Raw genomic sequence first — 13,177 nt, forward strand, 5'->3', positions numbered from 1 at the left:
TATATTTAACGAATCTGGCAAATTAGCCATAATATTCTATATTTAACATTATAGCCCGGAAAGCAATTGACCGTCAACTTACGATATTCTTTCTTTATTCTTGCTTTTCTTACAGGTATAAAAATAAAAAAATCCCGATAAAGGATTATCTCCAATATCGGGAATGTAAATTTTAAATTATACAAGCTCAAGAAGAACTTCCATTGCTGCATCACCTTTACGCTGGCCGATCTTAACGATACGTGTGTAACCACCGTTGCGGGAAACATACTTAGGAGCAACTTCTTCGAAAAGCTTCTTTGGAAGATCAACAGACTTTGTGTTTTTCTTTCTGCCTGCAGCTTCAGCCGGAACCTCAGTCACATCATAAAGAACCTTTAACATCTGTCTTCTTGCATGAAGTCTGGAAGGAAGATCTTTTTTGATCTCTTTCTCAACTTCGTCGTATACGGTAACTTTCTTGCCGTTTACAACTTCTTTGACTCTCTTGCCATCTTTATCTTTACGTGCAACCTTTGCAGTAACTTTAACAGTTTCGAAGTTATCCTTCTCTTTTACTGCTAAAGCGATCAGGCCTTCCGCAACTTTACGGATTTCTTTTGCTCTTGCTTCTGTTGTCACGATTTTGCCATTGTGTAATAATGCAGTTACCTGGCTTCTGATTAATGCTTTTCTCTGGCTGGAAGTTCTTCCCAGCTTTCTATATCCTGCCATTATAATATTCCTCCATTTGTGGAACACGGATACATGCTTCTTCGGTCTTACTGTATCGGTGCTTAATTCTCCATGCATTGGGCATGAAATCAGACCCATCTTAATCCAAGCGGATCAATTATACATTGGAATCATCGCTTGGGTTAAGCTGTAAGCCTAACTCCTTTAACTTGGCTAACACTTCTTCTAAAGACTTGCGGCCAAGGTTACGAACCTTCATCATATCCTCAGATGTGCGGTTGCACAGTTCTTCAACGGTATTGATTCCAGCTCTCTTAAGACAATTGTATGAACGGACAGAAAGCTCCAGCTCATCAATGTTCATCTCAAGCACTTTCTCTTTTTCATTGTCTTCCTTCTCCACCATGACTTCAGCAGTCTTAGCGTTTTCAGAAAGATCGATGAACAGATTTAAATGCTCGCTTAATACTTTAGCTGCAAGGCTGACAGCCTCATCTGGTGCCAAAGTACCGTTTGTAAATACATCTAATGCCAACTTATCATAGTCAGTGACCTGACCTACTCGGGTGTTCTGTACCGTCATATTAACGCGTTCTACTGGTGTATAAATAGAATCAACTGCAATTACGCCAATCGGTAAATCCTCACTCTTGTTCTTGTCTGCACTCACATAGCCACGGCCCTTTGTGATAGTAAGCTCCATATAGAACTTGCTGTCTGTTCCGCCGCTAAGTGTAGCGATAACCAAATCCGGGTTCATGATCTCAATATCAGGATCTGCCTGGATGTCAGCAGCAGTCACAACACCTTCGCCTTCAAACTCGATGTATGCAACCTTAGCTTCGTTGGTGTCGCTATTATTCTTAATAGATAAGCTCTTGATGTTCATAATGATCTCAGTAACATCCTCTTTAACACCAGGAATAGAACTGAATTCATGCAAAACGCCGTCGATTTTTACCTGACTGACTGCAGCTCCCGGTAAGGAAGAAAGCATGATCCTTCTTAAGGAATTACCTAAAGTCGTGCCATAACCTCTTTCAAGCGGTTCAACTACAAACTTGCCATATTTCTTGTCTTCTGAGATCTCAGCGATCTCAATATTTGGTTTTTCAAAATCGAACACTAATAGCCCCTCCTTTTGGGTATTTTGTATCGAGGGTCTTATACTCAAACCTTGCCCGGAGGCCAAGGACCCCCGGGCGAAAGCCGGCTGCTATGAACAGACTTTCAATTATTTGGAGTACAACTCGACGATAAGCATTTCATTCACTGGAACATCAATCTCATCTCTTGTTGGTAACTCTTTAACAGTACCACGTAAATTCTCATGGTCAACATCAAGCCAAGCTGGAACTAAACGTCCTGCTGTGGTCTCCTGAACACTTTTGAATCTTGCATTGGTTTTGCATTTCTCTTTTACTTCGATCACATCTCCAGCCTTTACTAAGAAGGAAGGAATGTTTACGCACTTACCATTTACAAGAATGCTCTTGTGGTCAACCATCTGTCTGGTCTCTCTTCTTGTTCTTCCGAATCCCATACGGAATACTACATTGTCAAGTCTTCTCTCAAGAAGGGTCATAAGGTTTTCACCTACTAAACCGTTCATTCTTTCAGCCTTAGCATAGTAGTTACGGAAAGGTTTCTCAAGAACGCCGTAGATGAATTTGGCTTTCTGCTTTTCTCTTAACTGAACGCCGTACTCACTCATCTTTCTGTTCGCTCTTTTTAATTCTCTTTTTGATTTTTTATCTATTCCTAAATAGATCGGATCAAGACCAAGGGATCTACATCTTTTAAGAACAGGAACTCTATCAACTGCCACTGTAATTACCTCCTAATTAGACTCTTCTACGTTTTGGTGGACGACAACCATTATGTGGAACTGGTGTTACATCCTTAATGCTGGTTACTTCTAATCCGCATGCCTGAAGTGCACGAATAGCTGCTTCACGGCCTGAACCAGGACCTTTAACCATAACGTCTACTGATTTTAAACCATGTATAAGAGCCGCCTTAGTAGCAGTTTCTGCCGCCATCTGAGCTGCATATGGAGTAGATTTTCTTGAACCTCTAAATCCCAGACCGCCAGCACTTGCCCATGATAATGCATTACCCTGTGTATCTGTTAATGTCACGATTGTGTTATTAAAAGATGACTGGATATGTGCTTGTCCGCGTTCAACGTTTTTCTTTACGCGCTTTTTTGTCACTTTTTTAGTAGTGGACACTTTTTTAGCCATTTTAAACTAACCTACTTTCTTTTTACTTGCTCCGCCCTGCCCTCATCGTAAGAGCCGGCGCAGGGTACGAATATCGAATCCTGTTATTCCTGTTTTTAAAACATGTAACGTGATTCTGTATTGTTGTTAATATTGATGTTCTTTTCCCTTGCGGTCAAAGAACGGCTGTCACACTAAGTTCGTGAGATACCTCACTAAGTGTTCAATGCCTATTTCTTCTTATTTGCTACAGTTTTTCTTGGGCCTTTTCTTGTTCTTGCGTTGGTCTTAGTCTTCTGACCACGAACAGGAAGGCTCTTTCTGTGACGAATTCCGCGGTAGCAACCGATTTCCTGAAGTCTCTTGATGTTCATAGCGATTTCTCTACGTAAATCACCTTCAACAGTCTGAGTTCCAGTAATTACTTCTGCAAGTCTTTTAACTTCGTCATCTGTTAAGTCCTTAACACGAGTGTCAGGATTAACGCCTGCTTCTGTGAGAATGCGGTTTGAACTTGTTCTACCGATACCGTAGATATAAGTTAAGCCGATCTCAACACGTTTTTCTCTTGGTAAATCAACACCTGAAATACGAGCCATTTGTGTATTACACCTCCATTAATGATTTTTAACCTTGTCTCTGCTTATGCTTAGGATTTTCACAGATTACTCTGATACTGCCTTTTCTCTTGATGATTTTGCATTTTTCGCAAATCGGTTTGACTGATGATCTAACCTTCACAGCAATTCTCCTTTCCGTTATGCGCTCTTTCGCATGGAGCACTTAGCGTCTGTCTTCTAGACGTTTACGTGCGAAAGCGCTCCCCGACACTTGACGAGTTCTCTTGCGAGCCTAGTGACGATGGAGACTCATCTTGCAAAGAGCCTTCTGAGTATACCCGCAGTGTGTTTTATATAAAACCAGTGCTGTCTTACAGACAATATACACCCAGTATTTCAACAAAGTCGCTCCAGCATTATACCACTAATCATGCAAAAATGCAAGCGCTTTTTCCTATATATTTATTAACCCTTTACCCTGGTGTGTCATGGTAAAATGGGTTCTTTCCGGCAAATAAATGCCTTATTTGTCTCTCCAGATGATTCTTCCCTTGCTTAAATCATAAGGGGACATCTCGATCGTTACCTTATCTCCTGGTAAAATACGAATGTAGTTCATACGGAGCTTGCCGCTGATGTGGGCCAATACCTGATGACCATTCTCCAGCTCAACCTGGAACATGGCATTGGGAAGTTTTTCCACAACGGTTCCTTCAATTTCAATAACATCTGCTTTTGACATAAAGCTTACCTCCTAACAACCTGTTCTTCTCTTTTGAAACATCGGATGAAATATTTAATCTCTTCATCGGTGACTTTTTGTTCCGCCCGGATCTTAGCTCCAGGGGAATGCTTCTCCCATGCAAGGGCTTTTACATGCTTTTTCTTTTTCTTCTTTGGACAGTCAAGACACCGGTATTTTCCGTCCACCAGATATATATATTCGTCTTCTTCTTTTAATATGAAGAAATAGCTACCTTTATCGCGTCCCGCGATTGACTGTACCAGTGATCCTGCTTCTAATTCCATGGGCACTTCCTTACTTATTACTGGTAACCAGACTTAAAATCTCCGGTTCGCCTTCTGTAATCAGAATGGTATTTTCATAGTGGGCAGATAAGCTTCCGTCTTCTGTTACAACGGTCCAGTCATCATCAAGCCATTCTACTTCCGGTGTTCCTTCATTGATCATCGGTTCAATGGCAAGGGTCATTCCTGGCCTCAATATAATTCCTCGTCTTCGTTGAACAAAATTCGGTATCTCAGGCTCTTCATGGAGGTTCGCACCAATTCCATGCCCTACCAGATCACGGACAACACCATAGCCAAAACTTTCTGCATATTTTTGAATCGCAGCAGATATATCACCTAGATGATTGCCAGATTTTGCAAATTTAATCCCTTCGAAGAAACATTGTCTCGTCACTTCAATCAGCTGGCCAGCATTTGGAGTAATTTCTCCTATGCCGTAAGTCCTGGCAGCATCGGAATGGTATCCCTTGTAAATGACGCCTGCATCAAGGCTTACGATATCGCCTTCCTCTAAAAAACGCTTCTTACTTGGAATTCCATGGACCACTTCATCGTTTACAGAAACGCATATGGACGCTGGATATCCGTTGTAGTTTAAAAAGGAGGGGATACAGCCGTAGCTTCTTATGATCTCTTCTCCCAGATGGTCGATATCCCAGGTTGTCATTCCAGGCTTTAGGGCCTTTGAAAGTTCTTCATGGGTAATGCTGAGAATCCTACCGGCTTCTCTCATTCGTTCTATCTCTCTTGCAGATTTAATCGTAACTGACATAAACTATGCTCCTAAAATAGAAACGATATCAATAAACACCTTACCTAATTCCTGGGTACCGTCGATATCCACTAACATGCCTTCATTCTTATAATAATTAATGAGAGGCTTTGTCTGGTCGTGATAAACGGCTAAGCGTTTTTTTACCGTCTCAGGTTTGTCATCGTCTCTTAACACAAGCTCTGAACCGCAGATATCGCAAACACCCGCAACTTTGCTTGGGTTAAATACAACGTGATATGTAGCACCGCAGGAAATGCATGCGCGGCGGCCGGACATTCTGCTGACGATATTTTCATCTGGTACATCAACATTTATCGCAAAATCAATCTTCTGCCCCATTTCAGAGATCGCTTTTTTTAAGCATTCTGCCTGCGGGATGGTTCTTGGGAATCCGTCCAGCACGTATCCGTTGTTACAATCTTCCTTCTGAATACGGTCTATAAGCATACCTATAGTGAGTTCATCTGGAACAAGTGCCCCCTGATCCATATATTCTTTTGCCATTTTTCCTAGTTCTGTTCCGCCCTTTATATTAGAACGGAAAATATCTCCGGTAGAAATGTGCGGAATCTGATATTTTTCAGATATCTTTTTCGCCTGAGTACCTTTACCGGCACCAGGGGCACCTAACATGATGATCTTCATCAACAGTCCCTCCTTGGAAACATAAGGTTAAATAGCACAAATTCCAAGAGAAACACGCATGACGTGTTTCCCTTGGTTCGTGCTTTAATCATTCAAAAATCCTTTATAATTACGTACAAGCATCTGGGATTCAATCGCCTTTAATGTCTCAAGCACAACACTGACAATAATAATAAGTGAAGTACCCCCGAAGGATAAATGGCTTACATTAAATAAACCTGAGACCATAATCGGGATAATACAAATAATCGTCAAACCGCATGCACCTAAAAATACGATATAGTTTAAAATAGAGTTAAGATAATCGCTGGTCGGCTTACCTGGGCGGATACCCGGGATAAAACCGCCTGACTTCTTCATGTTGTTCGCTACTTCCAACGGATTGAATGTGATGGATGTATAAAAATATGCAAAGACAATGATAAGAGCCACATAAACGATCATACCTATGGAATAGAAAGGACGATCCACTTTAAACCAACTGGAAGAATTAAGTGCAGTTAAGATGTGTCCACCAATACTGCTGTAGTCGATCCGGCTTCCAAAGAACTGGGAAATAACAACCGGGAAAGACATGATGGAAGAAGCAAAGATAACCGGGATAACACCGGCAGTATTTACTTTGAGAGGAATGCTGCTGGCTTGACCGCCAACCATCTTCCGCCCCTGCATCTTTTTAGAATACTGTACAGGAATTCTTCTCTCGCCACCCTGAAGGATAACGACAAAAACAACAATCGCTACGATTACCGCTAAAATGATAATGGCTGCTATGGCTGCCAATGCAACGGACTTACCAGTCATGAATCTGGTATATAAAGTGGAAGCATCGGAAGGGAAGCTTGAGATGATGTTAAATAACAGGACGATGGATATACCATTTCCCACACCATTCTCTGTGATACGCTCGCCAATCCACATAAGAAGCGCACTACCAGCAGTCATAGTAGCAACTGCTATGATAACACTTAAAGCATTAAAGTCTCTTAACAGCCCCTGGCCGCCGAATCCTATCGCCATAGCGACGGACTCGATTAATGCCAGACCAACTGTTACATAACGGGTGTATTCTGCAATCTTCTTTCTTCCATCTTCACCATCTTTTTGCATTTCCTCAAGCTTGGGGATTGCAATGGTTAAAAGCTGCATGATAATGGAAGAAGTAATGTAAGGGGTAATGCTCAGAGCGAATACGGACATGTTAGTAAAAGAACTACCTGTCATAGCGTTGAAAAATCCAAACGCATCGTTATTCTGCCGAGCAAAAAAATCTTTAAAAAAGCTTGTTTCAACTCCTGGAATCGGTAACTGAGAACCAATTCTAGTAACCACCAGCATCAGGAATGTAAAGATAAGTTTCTTTCTTACATCCTTGATCTTGAATGCATTACGGAGTGTTTTCAACATATTAGATCACCTCGCAGGTTCCACCTAAAGCCTCGATTTTGGTCTTTGCGCCTTCGCTGAAAGCATCTACCTTTACTGTAAGCTTTTTGGTTAATTCTCCATTTCCAAGGATCTTAACTCCGTCACGCGGATTCTTAACGATTCCGCTCTCTAATAAAGTCTCAACAGTAACAACTGTACCATTGTCAAAGTTCTCTAAAGCACTTACGTTAATACCGATAATTACTTTAGAATTTCTGTTTGTAAAGCCTCTCTTAGGAATACGTCTGTATAAAGGCATCTGACCACCCTCGAAGCCAGGTCTTGTAGCTCCAGAACGAGCTTTCTGTCCTTTATGACCTTTTCCTGCTGTCTTACCGTTACCTGAACCATGGCCACGGCCTCTTCTGAAGTTATCGCTGTGTTTAGAACCTAACGCAGGCTGTAAATTTGATAAATCCATCGCTTGCACCTCCTTACTGTATTTTCTTAGATCTCTTCTACTTTTACTAAATGACGCACGCTGGCAATCATACCTCTAACCGCTTCGTTATTCGGCATCTCAACTGTTTTATGAAGCTTCTTTAAGCCTAATGCTAAAACAGTTGCTTTGTGCTTCGGAACTGCACCGATCGGGGATTTCACCAATGTGATTTTTAATTTATCTGCCATCTTCTTATCCTCCTTAGCCTAAAATCTCTTCAACAGATTTACCGCGAAGTCTTGCAACTTCCTCAGGAGTCTTTAACTGAGTCAATCCTTTGATTGTAGCTAAAACAACATTAGTCTTGTTGTTAGAACCCATAGACTTTGTACGGATATTCTTAATACCTGCAAGCTCAACAACTGCACGAGCAGGACCGCCTGCGATAACTCCAGTACCTTCGTTTGCTCTCTTAAGAAGTACAGATGCACTTCCGAATTTACCGATTAAGTCATGAGGAATACTGTTGTTCTCGTCGATCGGTACGCTGACCATGTTCTTAACAGCAGCCTCTTTTCCTTTACGGATTGCTTCTGGAACTTCACCAGCTTTGCCAAGACCTGCACCTACGCGGCCGTTGCCATCGCCTACGACTACTAAAGCAGAGAATCTCATGGTACGTCCACCTTTAACGGTTTTAGATACACGCTTGATAGCAACTACTCTGTCGTTTAATTCTACTTGATTTGCATCAACAATTGTACGTTTCACGCTGTCATTCTCCTCTCTACTTAGAATTTCAGACCAGCTTCTCTTGCTGCGTCTGCTAATGCCTGGATCTTACCCTGATATATAAAACCGCCTCTGTCAAAAACAACTTCCTGAATACCTTTTTCAATTGCTCTCTTAGCAACTACGGTACCTACATATGCTGCAGCATCAACGTCGTTAGTTTTCTCTAATTCTGCCTTTACTTCTTTTTCTACTGTAGAAGCAGCGACTAAAGTCTTACCAACTGTATCGTCAATAATTTGAGCATACACATGATTATTGCTTCTAAACACAGCTAAACGTGGTCTTTCTGCAGTGCCTGCAAAACGATTACGTAATCTGTTGTGCTTTTTAACGCGAACTTCGCTTCTTGACTGTTTGCTAACCATCTTTACACTCTCCTTAATTATTTCTTACCAGTTTTACCAACTTTACGTCTGATAACTTCGTCAGCATACTTAATACCTTTGCCCTTATAAGGTTCAGGTCTTCTCTTATCTCTGATTTCAGCAGCGTACTGGCCAACTTTTTCTTTATCGATGCCTTTAATGAAAATGATGTTCTGACCTTCCATTGTAGACTCAATGCCTTCTGGATCGATCATTTCTACTGGATGAGAATAACCAAGAGACAGGATCAGCTTGTTGCCCTGCTTCTGAGCTCTGTAACCAACACCGTTGATTTCAAGCTTCTTCTCATAGCCGCTAGTAACACCAACAACCATGTTGTTTACCAGTGTTCTTGTCAGACCGTGTAAGGATTTCATTTTCTTTAAGTCATTTGGTCTTGTAACTACGATATGACCATCTTCTTCTTTGATAGCCATCTCTACAGGTAAATCTCTCTCAAGAGTTCCCTTAGGACCTTTTACAGTCACTTTATTATTTTCTGCGATTGTTACAGTTACGCCTGCTGGAATCGCGATAGGCATTCTTCCGATACGTGACATGCCGTTTACCTCCTTAAATTCTCGGAGAGGAACCTGTGTCCTCTCTGTTTTCAGATGCATTGAGCACTCAGCGTCTGTTCTTTAGACGCTTACGTGCGAAAGCACTCCCCGGCACTCAGCGTGCCCCGCTCTACTGGGTATAGCGAGGTTTTCCACGAGCTTAGTGGCGATGGAGTTTCCTTTTTGTTATTACCAAACGAATGCCAGAACTTCTCCGCCTACACCCATGGAACGAGCTACTTTATCAGTAATTACGCCCTGGTTTGTGGAGACGATAGCAATTCCTAAACCGCCAAGTACTTTCGGTAACTCCTCTTTGTTTGCGTATACACGTAAACCTGGTTTGGAGATTCTCTTAATACCTGTGATGATTTTTTCGTTTTTGTCTTTACCGTATTTTAAGGTAATCCGGATTGTCTGGAATGCACCGTCTTCTACGATATCATATTTTTTAACGTAGCCCTCTTTCACAAGGATATCAGCAATAGCTAATTTCATCTTGGATGCAGGTACATCTACTGTATCATGTTTTGCAGTATTTGCGTTACGGATTCTTGTAAGCATATCTGCGATTGGATCGCTCATTGTCATTTTGAATTGCCTCCTTCCTTAATTTACCAGCTAGCTTTTTTAACGCCTGGGATCTGACCCTTATATGCTAATTCACGGAAGCAGATTCTGCAGATTCCGTATTTTCTTAAATAAGCATGTGGACGACCGCAGATTCTGCAACGATTGTATTCTCTTGTGGAGAATTTTGCAGGTCTCTGCTGTTTGATCTTCATTGAAGTCTTAGCCATGGAATATTCCTCCTACTATTTTGCAAATGGCATATTGAATAATGTCAAAAGTTCACGGGCTTCTTCGTCTGTCTTAGCGGTAGTAACAAAAATGATGTCCATACCTCTTACCTTGTCAACTTTATCGTACTCAATTTCAGGGAAAATGAGCTGCTCTTTAATACCAAGTGCATAGTTTCCTCTTCCATCAAATGCATTGGCGTTAACGCCTCTAAAGTCACGTACACGAGGAAGTGCAAGGTTGATCAGACGATCAGCAAACTCATACATTCTCTGGCCACGTAATGTAACTTTACATCCGATCGGCATACCTTCTCTGAGCTTGAAGTTAGCAATTGACTTCTTAGCCTTAGTTAAAACTGCCTTCTGTCCGGAGATGATCTCTAAATCTCTAACAGCAGAGTCTAAAACCTTGGCATTGTCTTTAGCTTCACCAATACCCATATTGATGACAATCTTGTCTAACTTCGGTACTTCCATAACATTCTTATATCCAAACTTCTTTACCATAGCTTCTACGATCTCTGTCTGGTAAATATCTTTTAATCTAGCCAATTTTTATTCCTCCTCTCCGAATTAGTCAATTACCTTACCGGTAGCTTTAGCAACACGTACTTTTTTGCCGTCTTTAACTTCAAAGCCAACTCTTGTAGCTTTTCCGTTAACAACAAGCATAACATTGGAAATATCAAATGCAGCTTCTTTCTGCACGATACCGCCCTGTGGGCTGCCTGCGCTAGGCTTAACATGCTTTGTGATCATGTTTACGCCTTCCACTGTTACTTTGTTGTTCTTTGTGTCAACATGAAGAACTTTGCCCTGTTTGTTTCTATCTTTACCTGCGATAACCTTAACCAGGTCGTCTCTTTTAATTTTATGCACAGTCCGACACCTCCTTATAATACTTCTGGAGCTAAGGAAACAATCTTCATGAACTGCTTCTCTCTTAACTCTCTGGCAACCGGTCCAAAGATACGAGTTCCTTTTGGAGTCTTGTCATCTTTGATAATTACGGCAGCATTCTCATCGAACTTGATATAGGAACCGTCTTTACGGCGTGCGCCCTTTACAGAACGTACAACAACGGCCTTAACAACGTCGCCTTTCTTTACAACACCGCCAGGTGTTGCATCTTTAACGCTGGCAACGATAACATCACCAATACTAGCATATCTTCTTGTAGATCCACCCATAACACGGATGCAAAGAAGTTCCTTTGCACCAGTATTATCAGCAACCCTTAATCTGGTCTCCTGCTGAATCATGCCTGATACTCCTTCCTAAAAATAAATTATTTCGCTTTTTCGATAATCTCAACAAGTCTCCATCTCTTATCTTTGGACAGGGGTCTTGTTTCCATAACTTTAACGGTATCGCCCATGTTACAATCATTTTTCTCATCATGAGCTTTTAATTTATACGTTCTTTTTACGATCTTGCCGTATAAAGGATGTTCTACATGGTCTTCGATAGCAACTACGATAGTCTTATCCATCTTGTTGCTTACAACCTTACCAGTACGGGTTTTTCTAAGATTTCTTTCCACGTTAGGTATTCTCCTTTCGAGTTTATGGCCTCTTCGGCCCTATCTATAAGTTTACACGCACTCGTGTGTGTCATGCTTTTATAAAGTCACAACTTAAGCTAACTTTGCCTTCTCAGCGATAACAGTCTGGATTCTGGCAATGTTCTTGCGAACGTCTTTGATTCTGCTTGTGTTATCAAGCTGATTGGTCGCATTCTGAAATCTTAAATTGAAAAGTTCTTTCTTTGCAGCTACTAATTCTGTATTCAGTTCAGAAACTGATTTTCCTTTTAATTCTTCTACATACTTATTAGTTTTCACTGTCATTCACCGCCTTCTAAATCTGCTTTAGCAGCAATCTTACATCTGCATGGTAACTTGTGCATAGCAAGACGTAAAGCTTCACGTGCTGTTTCTTCAGGTACTCCAGCGATTTCGAATAATACACGGCCTGGTTTTACTACTGCTACCCAGTATTCCAGACTGCCCTTACCGGAACCCATTCGGGTCTCTGCTGGCTTTGCTGTTACAGGTTTATCCGGGAAAATCTTAATCCAGACTTTACCACCACGCTTAATGTAACGTGTCATGGCAATACGAGCTGCCTCGATCTGGTTAGATCTGATCCAGCATGGCTCTAAAGAAACCAGACCGAATTCACCGTTGCTGATCTTATTGCCTCTTAAAGCTTTACCAGCCATGTTTCCACGGAACTGTTTACGACGCTTAACTCTTTTAGGCATTAACATTATTTTACGCTCCCTTCCTTGTTTCCTTTAGTTGGAAGTACTTCACCATTGTAGATCCAAACCTTAACACCGATCTTACCGAAGGTTGTATCAGCCTCAGCGAAACCGTAGTCAATATCTGCTCTTAATGTCTGTAACGGAATAGTTCCTTCGCTGTAGAACTCTGTACGAGCCATATCTGCACCGCCAAGACGGCCAGCAACTGCAGCTTTGATACCTTTAACTCCAGCCTTCATGGAACGACCCATAGTAGATTTCATAGCACGACGGAAGGATACACGGTTCTCTAACTGCTGAGCGATAGATTCAGCAACTAACTGAGCATCTTTATCCGGTCTCTTAATCTCTTTGATGTCTACGAATAACTTTTTATCTGTAAGCTTCTGAACTTCAACCTTTAACTTCTCGATTTCAGATCCGCCTTTTCCAATTACAACACCTGGTTTTGCTGTGTGGATAATAACTTTAACGCGGTCAGATGCTCTTTCAATTTCAATATTAGAAATGCCAGCGCTGTATAATCTCTTTTTCAGGAATTTTCTGATCGCATAATCTTCTACTAAGTTGTCTGCGAAATCAGCTTCAGCATACCATTTTGAGTCCCAGTCTTTAATAACACCGACTCTTAAGCCGTGTGGATTAACTTTCTGTCCCATTCTTT

At 41.4% G+C, this 13,177-nt stretch carries 25 protein-coding genes; all 25 read right to left on the bottom strand.

The window, feature by feature from the left end; translation table 11 throughout:
* Positions 1-177 precede the first annotated feature (177 nt).
* Positions 178-714, bottom strand: a complete 537-nt coding sequence (locus OW255_RS18025; protein ID WP_024834897.1) for a bL17 family ribosomal protein — start codon at positions 712-714, stop codon at positions 178-180.
* 118 nt (positions 715-832) lie between these two features.
* A complete protein-coding gene (locus tag OW255_RS18030; RefSeq protein WP_024834896.1) occupies positions 833-1,801 on the bottom strand; it encodes a DNA-directed RNA polymerase subunit alpha in 969 nt (322 codons plus the stop codon).
* A gap of 108 nt (positions 1,802-1,909) precedes the next feature.
* Positions 1,910-2,503 (bottom strand): 30S ribosomal protein S4, encoded by a 594-nt coding sequence (gene rpsD / locus OW255_RS18035; RefSeq protein WP_024834895.1) that lies wholly within the window; start codon positions 2,501-2,503, stop codon positions 1,910-1,912.
* A gap of 16 nt (positions 2,504-2,519) precedes the next feature.
* Positions 2,520-2,921 (bottom strand): 30S ribosomal protein S11, encoded by a 402-nt coding sequence (gene rpsK / locus OW255_RS18040; RefSeq protein WP_024834894.1) that lies wholly within the window; start codon positions 2,919-2,921, stop codon positions 2,520-2,522.
* A gap of 209 nt (positions 2,922-3,130) precedes the next feature.
* Entirely contained in the window at positions 3,131-3,499 is a 369-nt protein-coding gene (gene rpsM / locus OW255_RS18045) for a 30S ribosomal protein S13 (protein WP_024834893.1), read from the bottom strand.
* A 28-nt stretch (positions 3,500-3,527) separates the two neighbouring features.
* Complete coding sequence (gene rpmJ / locus OW255_RS18050) at positions 3,528-3,641, bottom strand: 50S ribosomal protein L36 (protein WP_003497809.1); 114 nt, start codon at positions 3,639-3,641, stop codon at positions 3,528-3,530.
* 342 nt (positions 3,642-3,983) lie between these two features.
* Positions 3,984-4,202: a translation initiation factor IF-1 gene (infA, locus tag OW255_RS18055; RefSeq protein ID WP_013274317.1), complete on the bottom strand. Its 219-nt coding sequence runs from the start codon at positions 4,200-4,202 to the stop codon at positions 3,984-3,986.
* Positions 4,203-4,207: 5 nt separating this feature from the next.
* The gene (locus OW255_RS18060; protein ID WP_268114886.1) at positions 4,208-4,489 is read right to left on the bottom strand and encodes a KOW domain-containing RNA-binding protein; all 282 of its coding nucleotides are present in this window, start codon (positions 4,487-4,489) and stop codon (positions 4,208-4,210) included.
* Positions 4,490-4,499: 10 nt separating this feature from the next.
* On the bottom strand, positions 4,500-5,264 hold the full coding sequence (gene map / locus OW255_RS18065; protein ID WP_024834891.1) for a type I methionyl aminopeptidase: 765 nt from the start codon (positions 5,262-5,264) through the stop codon (positions 4,500-4,502).
* A 3-nt stretch (positions 5,265-5,267) separates the two neighbouring features.
* Entirely contained in the window at positions 5,268-5,912 is a 645-nt protein-coding gene (locus tag OW255_RS18070; protein WP_024834890.1) for an adenylate kinase, read from the bottom strand.
* An 84-nt stretch (positions 5,913-5,996) separates the two neighbouring features.
* Positions 5,997-7,319 carry a preprotein translocase subunit SecY gene (gene secY / locus OW255_RS18075; protein WP_024834889.1) on the bottom strand — a complete coding sequence of 441 codons (1,323 nt, stop codon included), beginning with the start codon at positions 7,317-7,319 and terminating at the stop codon, positions 5,997-5,999.
* Position 7,320: 1 nt separating this feature from the next.
* Complete coding sequence (gene rplO / locus OW255_RS18080; protein ID WP_024834888.1) at positions 7,321-7,761, bottom strand: 50S ribosomal protein L15; 441 nt, start codon at positions 7,759-7,761, stop codon at positions 7,321-7,323.
* 26 nt (positions 7,762-7,787) lie between these two features.
* Complete coding sequence (rpmD, locus tag OW255_RS18085) at positions 7,788-7,970, bottom strand: 50S ribosomal protein L30 (RefSeq protein WP_024834887.1); 183 nt, start codon at positions 7,968-7,970, stop codon at positions 7,788-7,790.
* Positions 7,971-7,983: 13 nt separating this feature from the next.
* Complete coding sequence (gene rpsE, locus OW255_RS18090) at positions 7,984-8,493, bottom strand: 30S ribosomal protein S5 (protein WP_035317486.1); 510 nt, start codon at positions 8,491-8,493, stop codon at positions 7,984-7,986.
* A gap of 20 nt (positions 8,494-8,513) precedes the next feature.
* Complete coding sequence (gene rplR, locus OW255_RS18095) at positions 8,514-8,882, bottom strand: 50S ribosomal protein L18 (RefSeq protein WP_024834885.1); 369 nt, start codon at positions 8,880-8,882, stop codon at positions 8,514-8,516.
* 17 nt (positions 8,883-8,899) lie between these two features.
* Entirely contained in the window at positions 8,900-9,442 is a 543-nt protein-coding gene (gene rplF, locus OW255_RS18100; protein ID WP_024834884.1) for a 50S ribosomal protein L6, read from the bottom strand.
* Positions 9,443-9,631: 189 nt separating this feature from the next.
* Positions 9,632-10,033 carry a 30S ribosomal protein S8 gene (gene rpsH, locus OW255_RS18105; protein ID WP_024834883.1) on the bottom strand — a complete coding sequence of 134 codons (402 nt, stop codon included), beginning with the start codon at positions 10,031-10,033 and terminating at the stop codon, positions 9,632-9,634.
* Positions 10,034-10,056: 23 nt separating this feature from the next.
* Positions 10,057-10,242 (bottom strand): type Z 30S ribosomal protein S14, encoded by a 186-nt coding sequence (locus OW255_RS18110; RefSeq protein ID WP_002566501.1) that lies wholly within the window; start codon positions 10,240-10,242, stop codon positions 10,057-10,059.
* 15 nt (positions 10,243-10,257) lie between these two features.
* Positions 10,258-10,797 (bottom strand): 50S ribosomal protein L5, encoded by a 540-nt coding sequence (rplE, locus tag OW255_RS18115; RefSeq protein ID WP_024834882.1) that lies wholly within the window; start codon positions 10,795-10,797, stop codon positions 10,258-10,260.
* Between the two features lie 21 nt (positions 10,798-10,818).
* Positions 10,819-11,124, bottom strand: coding sequence for a 50S ribosomal protein L24 (gene rplX / locus OW255_RS18120; protein WP_024834881.1), 306 nt, complete (start codon positions 11,122-11,124; stop codon positions 10,819-10,821).
* Positions 11,125-11,138: 14 nt separating this feature from the next.
* Entirely contained in the window at positions 11,139-11,507 is a 369-nt protein-coding gene (rplN, locus tag OW255_RS18125) for a 50S ribosomal protein L14 (RefSeq protein WP_024834880.1), read from the bottom strand.
* A gap of 26 nt (positions 11,508-11,533) precedes the next feature.
* Positions 11,534-11,788, bottom strand: a complete 255-nt coding sequence (rpsQ, locus tag OW255_RS18130; protein WP_024834879.1) for a 30S ribosomal protein S17 — start codon at positions 11,786-11,788, stop codon at positions 11,534-11,536.
* A 93-nt stretch (positions 11,789-11,881) separates the two neighbouring features.
* A complete protein-coding gene (gene rpmC / locus OW255_RS18135; protein ID WP_024834878.1) occupies positions 11,882-12,088 on the bottom strand; it encodes a 50S ribosomal protein L29 in 207 nt (68 codons plus the stop codon).
* Positions 12,089-12,090: 2 nt separating this feature from the next.
* Positions 12,091-12,516: a 50S ribosomal protein L16 gene (gene rplP / locus OW255_RS18140; RefSeq protein WP_024834877.1), complete on the bottom strand. Its 426-nt coding sequence runs from the start codon at positions 12,514-12,516 to the stop codon at positions 12,091-12,093.
* The gene (rpsC, locus tag OW255_RS18145; protein ID WP_024834876.1) at positions 12,516-13,172 is read right to left on the bottom strand and encodes a 30S ribosomal protein S3; all 657 of its coding nucleotides are present in this window, start codon (positions 13,170-13,172) and stop codon (positions 12,516-12,518) included. Before rpsC ends, rplP begins: the two co-directional genes overlap by 1 nt.
* Between the last annotated feature and the right edge of the window lie 5 nt (positions 13,173-13,177).

The organism is Lacrimispora xylanolytica, from assembly GCF_026723765.1.
Lineage (GTDB): Bacteria > Bacillota > Clostridia > Lachnospirales > Lachnospiraceae > Lacrimispora > Lacrimispora xylanolytica.

Bases quoted from the DNA above. Each gene is read 5' to 3' on its own strand.
- OW255_RS18025 (WP_024834897.1), bottom strand. From the start codon at position 714: ATGGCAGGATATAGAAAGCTGGGAAGAACTTCCAGCCAGAGAAAAGCA.
- rpsK (WP_024834894.1), bottom strand. From the start codon at position 2,921: ATGGCTAAAAAAGTGTCCACTACTAAAAAAGTGACAAAAAAGCGCGTA.
- rpsM (WP_024834893.1), bottom strand. From the start codon at position 3,499: ATGGCTCGTATTTCAGGTGTTGATTTACCAAGAGAAAAACGTGTTGAG.
- infA (WP_013274317.1), bottom strand. From the start codon at position 4,202: ATGTCAAAAGCAGATGTTATTGAAATTGAAGGAACCGTTGTGGAAAAA.
- OW255_RS18060 (WP_268114886.1), bottom strand. From the start codon at position 4,489: ATGGAATTAGAAGCAGGATCACTGGTACAGTCAATCGCGGGACGCGAT.
- map (WP_024834891.1), bottom strand. From the start codon at position 5,264: ATGTCAGTTACGATTAAATCTGCAAGAGAGATAGAACGAATGAGAGAA.
- OW255_RS18070 (WP_024834890.1), bottom strand. From the start codon at position 5,912: ATGAAGATCATCATGTTAGGTGCCCCTGGTGCCGGTAAAGGTACTCAG.
- secY (WP_024834889.1), bottom strand. From the start codon at position 7,319: ATGTTGAAAACACTCCGTAATGCATTCAAGATCAAGGATGTAAGAAAG.
- rplO (WP_024834888.1), bottom strand. From the start codon at position 7,761: ATGGATTTATCAAATTTACAGCCTGCGTTAGGTTCTAAACACAGCGAT.
- rpmD (WP_024834887.1), bottom strand. From the start codon at position 7,970: ATGGCAGATAAATTAAAAATCACATTGGTGAAATCCCCGATCGGTGCA.
- rplR (WP_024834885.1), bottom strand. From the start codon at position 8,882: ATGGTTAGCAAACAGTCAAGAAGCGAAGTTCGCGTTAAAAAGCACAAC.
- rplF (WP_024834884.1), bottom strand. From the start codon at position 9,442: ATGTCACGTATCGGAAGAATGCCTATCGCGATTCCAGCAGGCGTAACT.
- rpsH (WP_024834883.1), bottom strand. From the start codon at position 10,033: ATGACAATGAGCGATCCAATCGCAGATATGCTTACAAGAATCCGTAAC.
- OW255_RS18110 (WP_002566501.1), bottom strand. From the start codon at position 10,242: ATGGCTAAGACTTCAATGAAGATCAAACAGCAGAGACCTGCAAAATTC.
- rplN (WP_024834880.1), bottom strand. From the start codon at position 11,507: ATGATTCAGCAGGAGACCAGATTAAGGGTTGCTGATAATACTGGTGCA.
- rplP (WP_024834877.1), bottom strand. From the start codon at position 12,516: ATGTTAATGCCTAAAAGAGTTAAGCGTCGTAAACAGTTCCGTGGAAAC.
- rpsC (WP_024834876.1), bottom strand. From the start codon at position 13,172: ATGGGACAGAAAGTTAATCCACACGGCTTAAGAGTCGGTGTTATTAAA.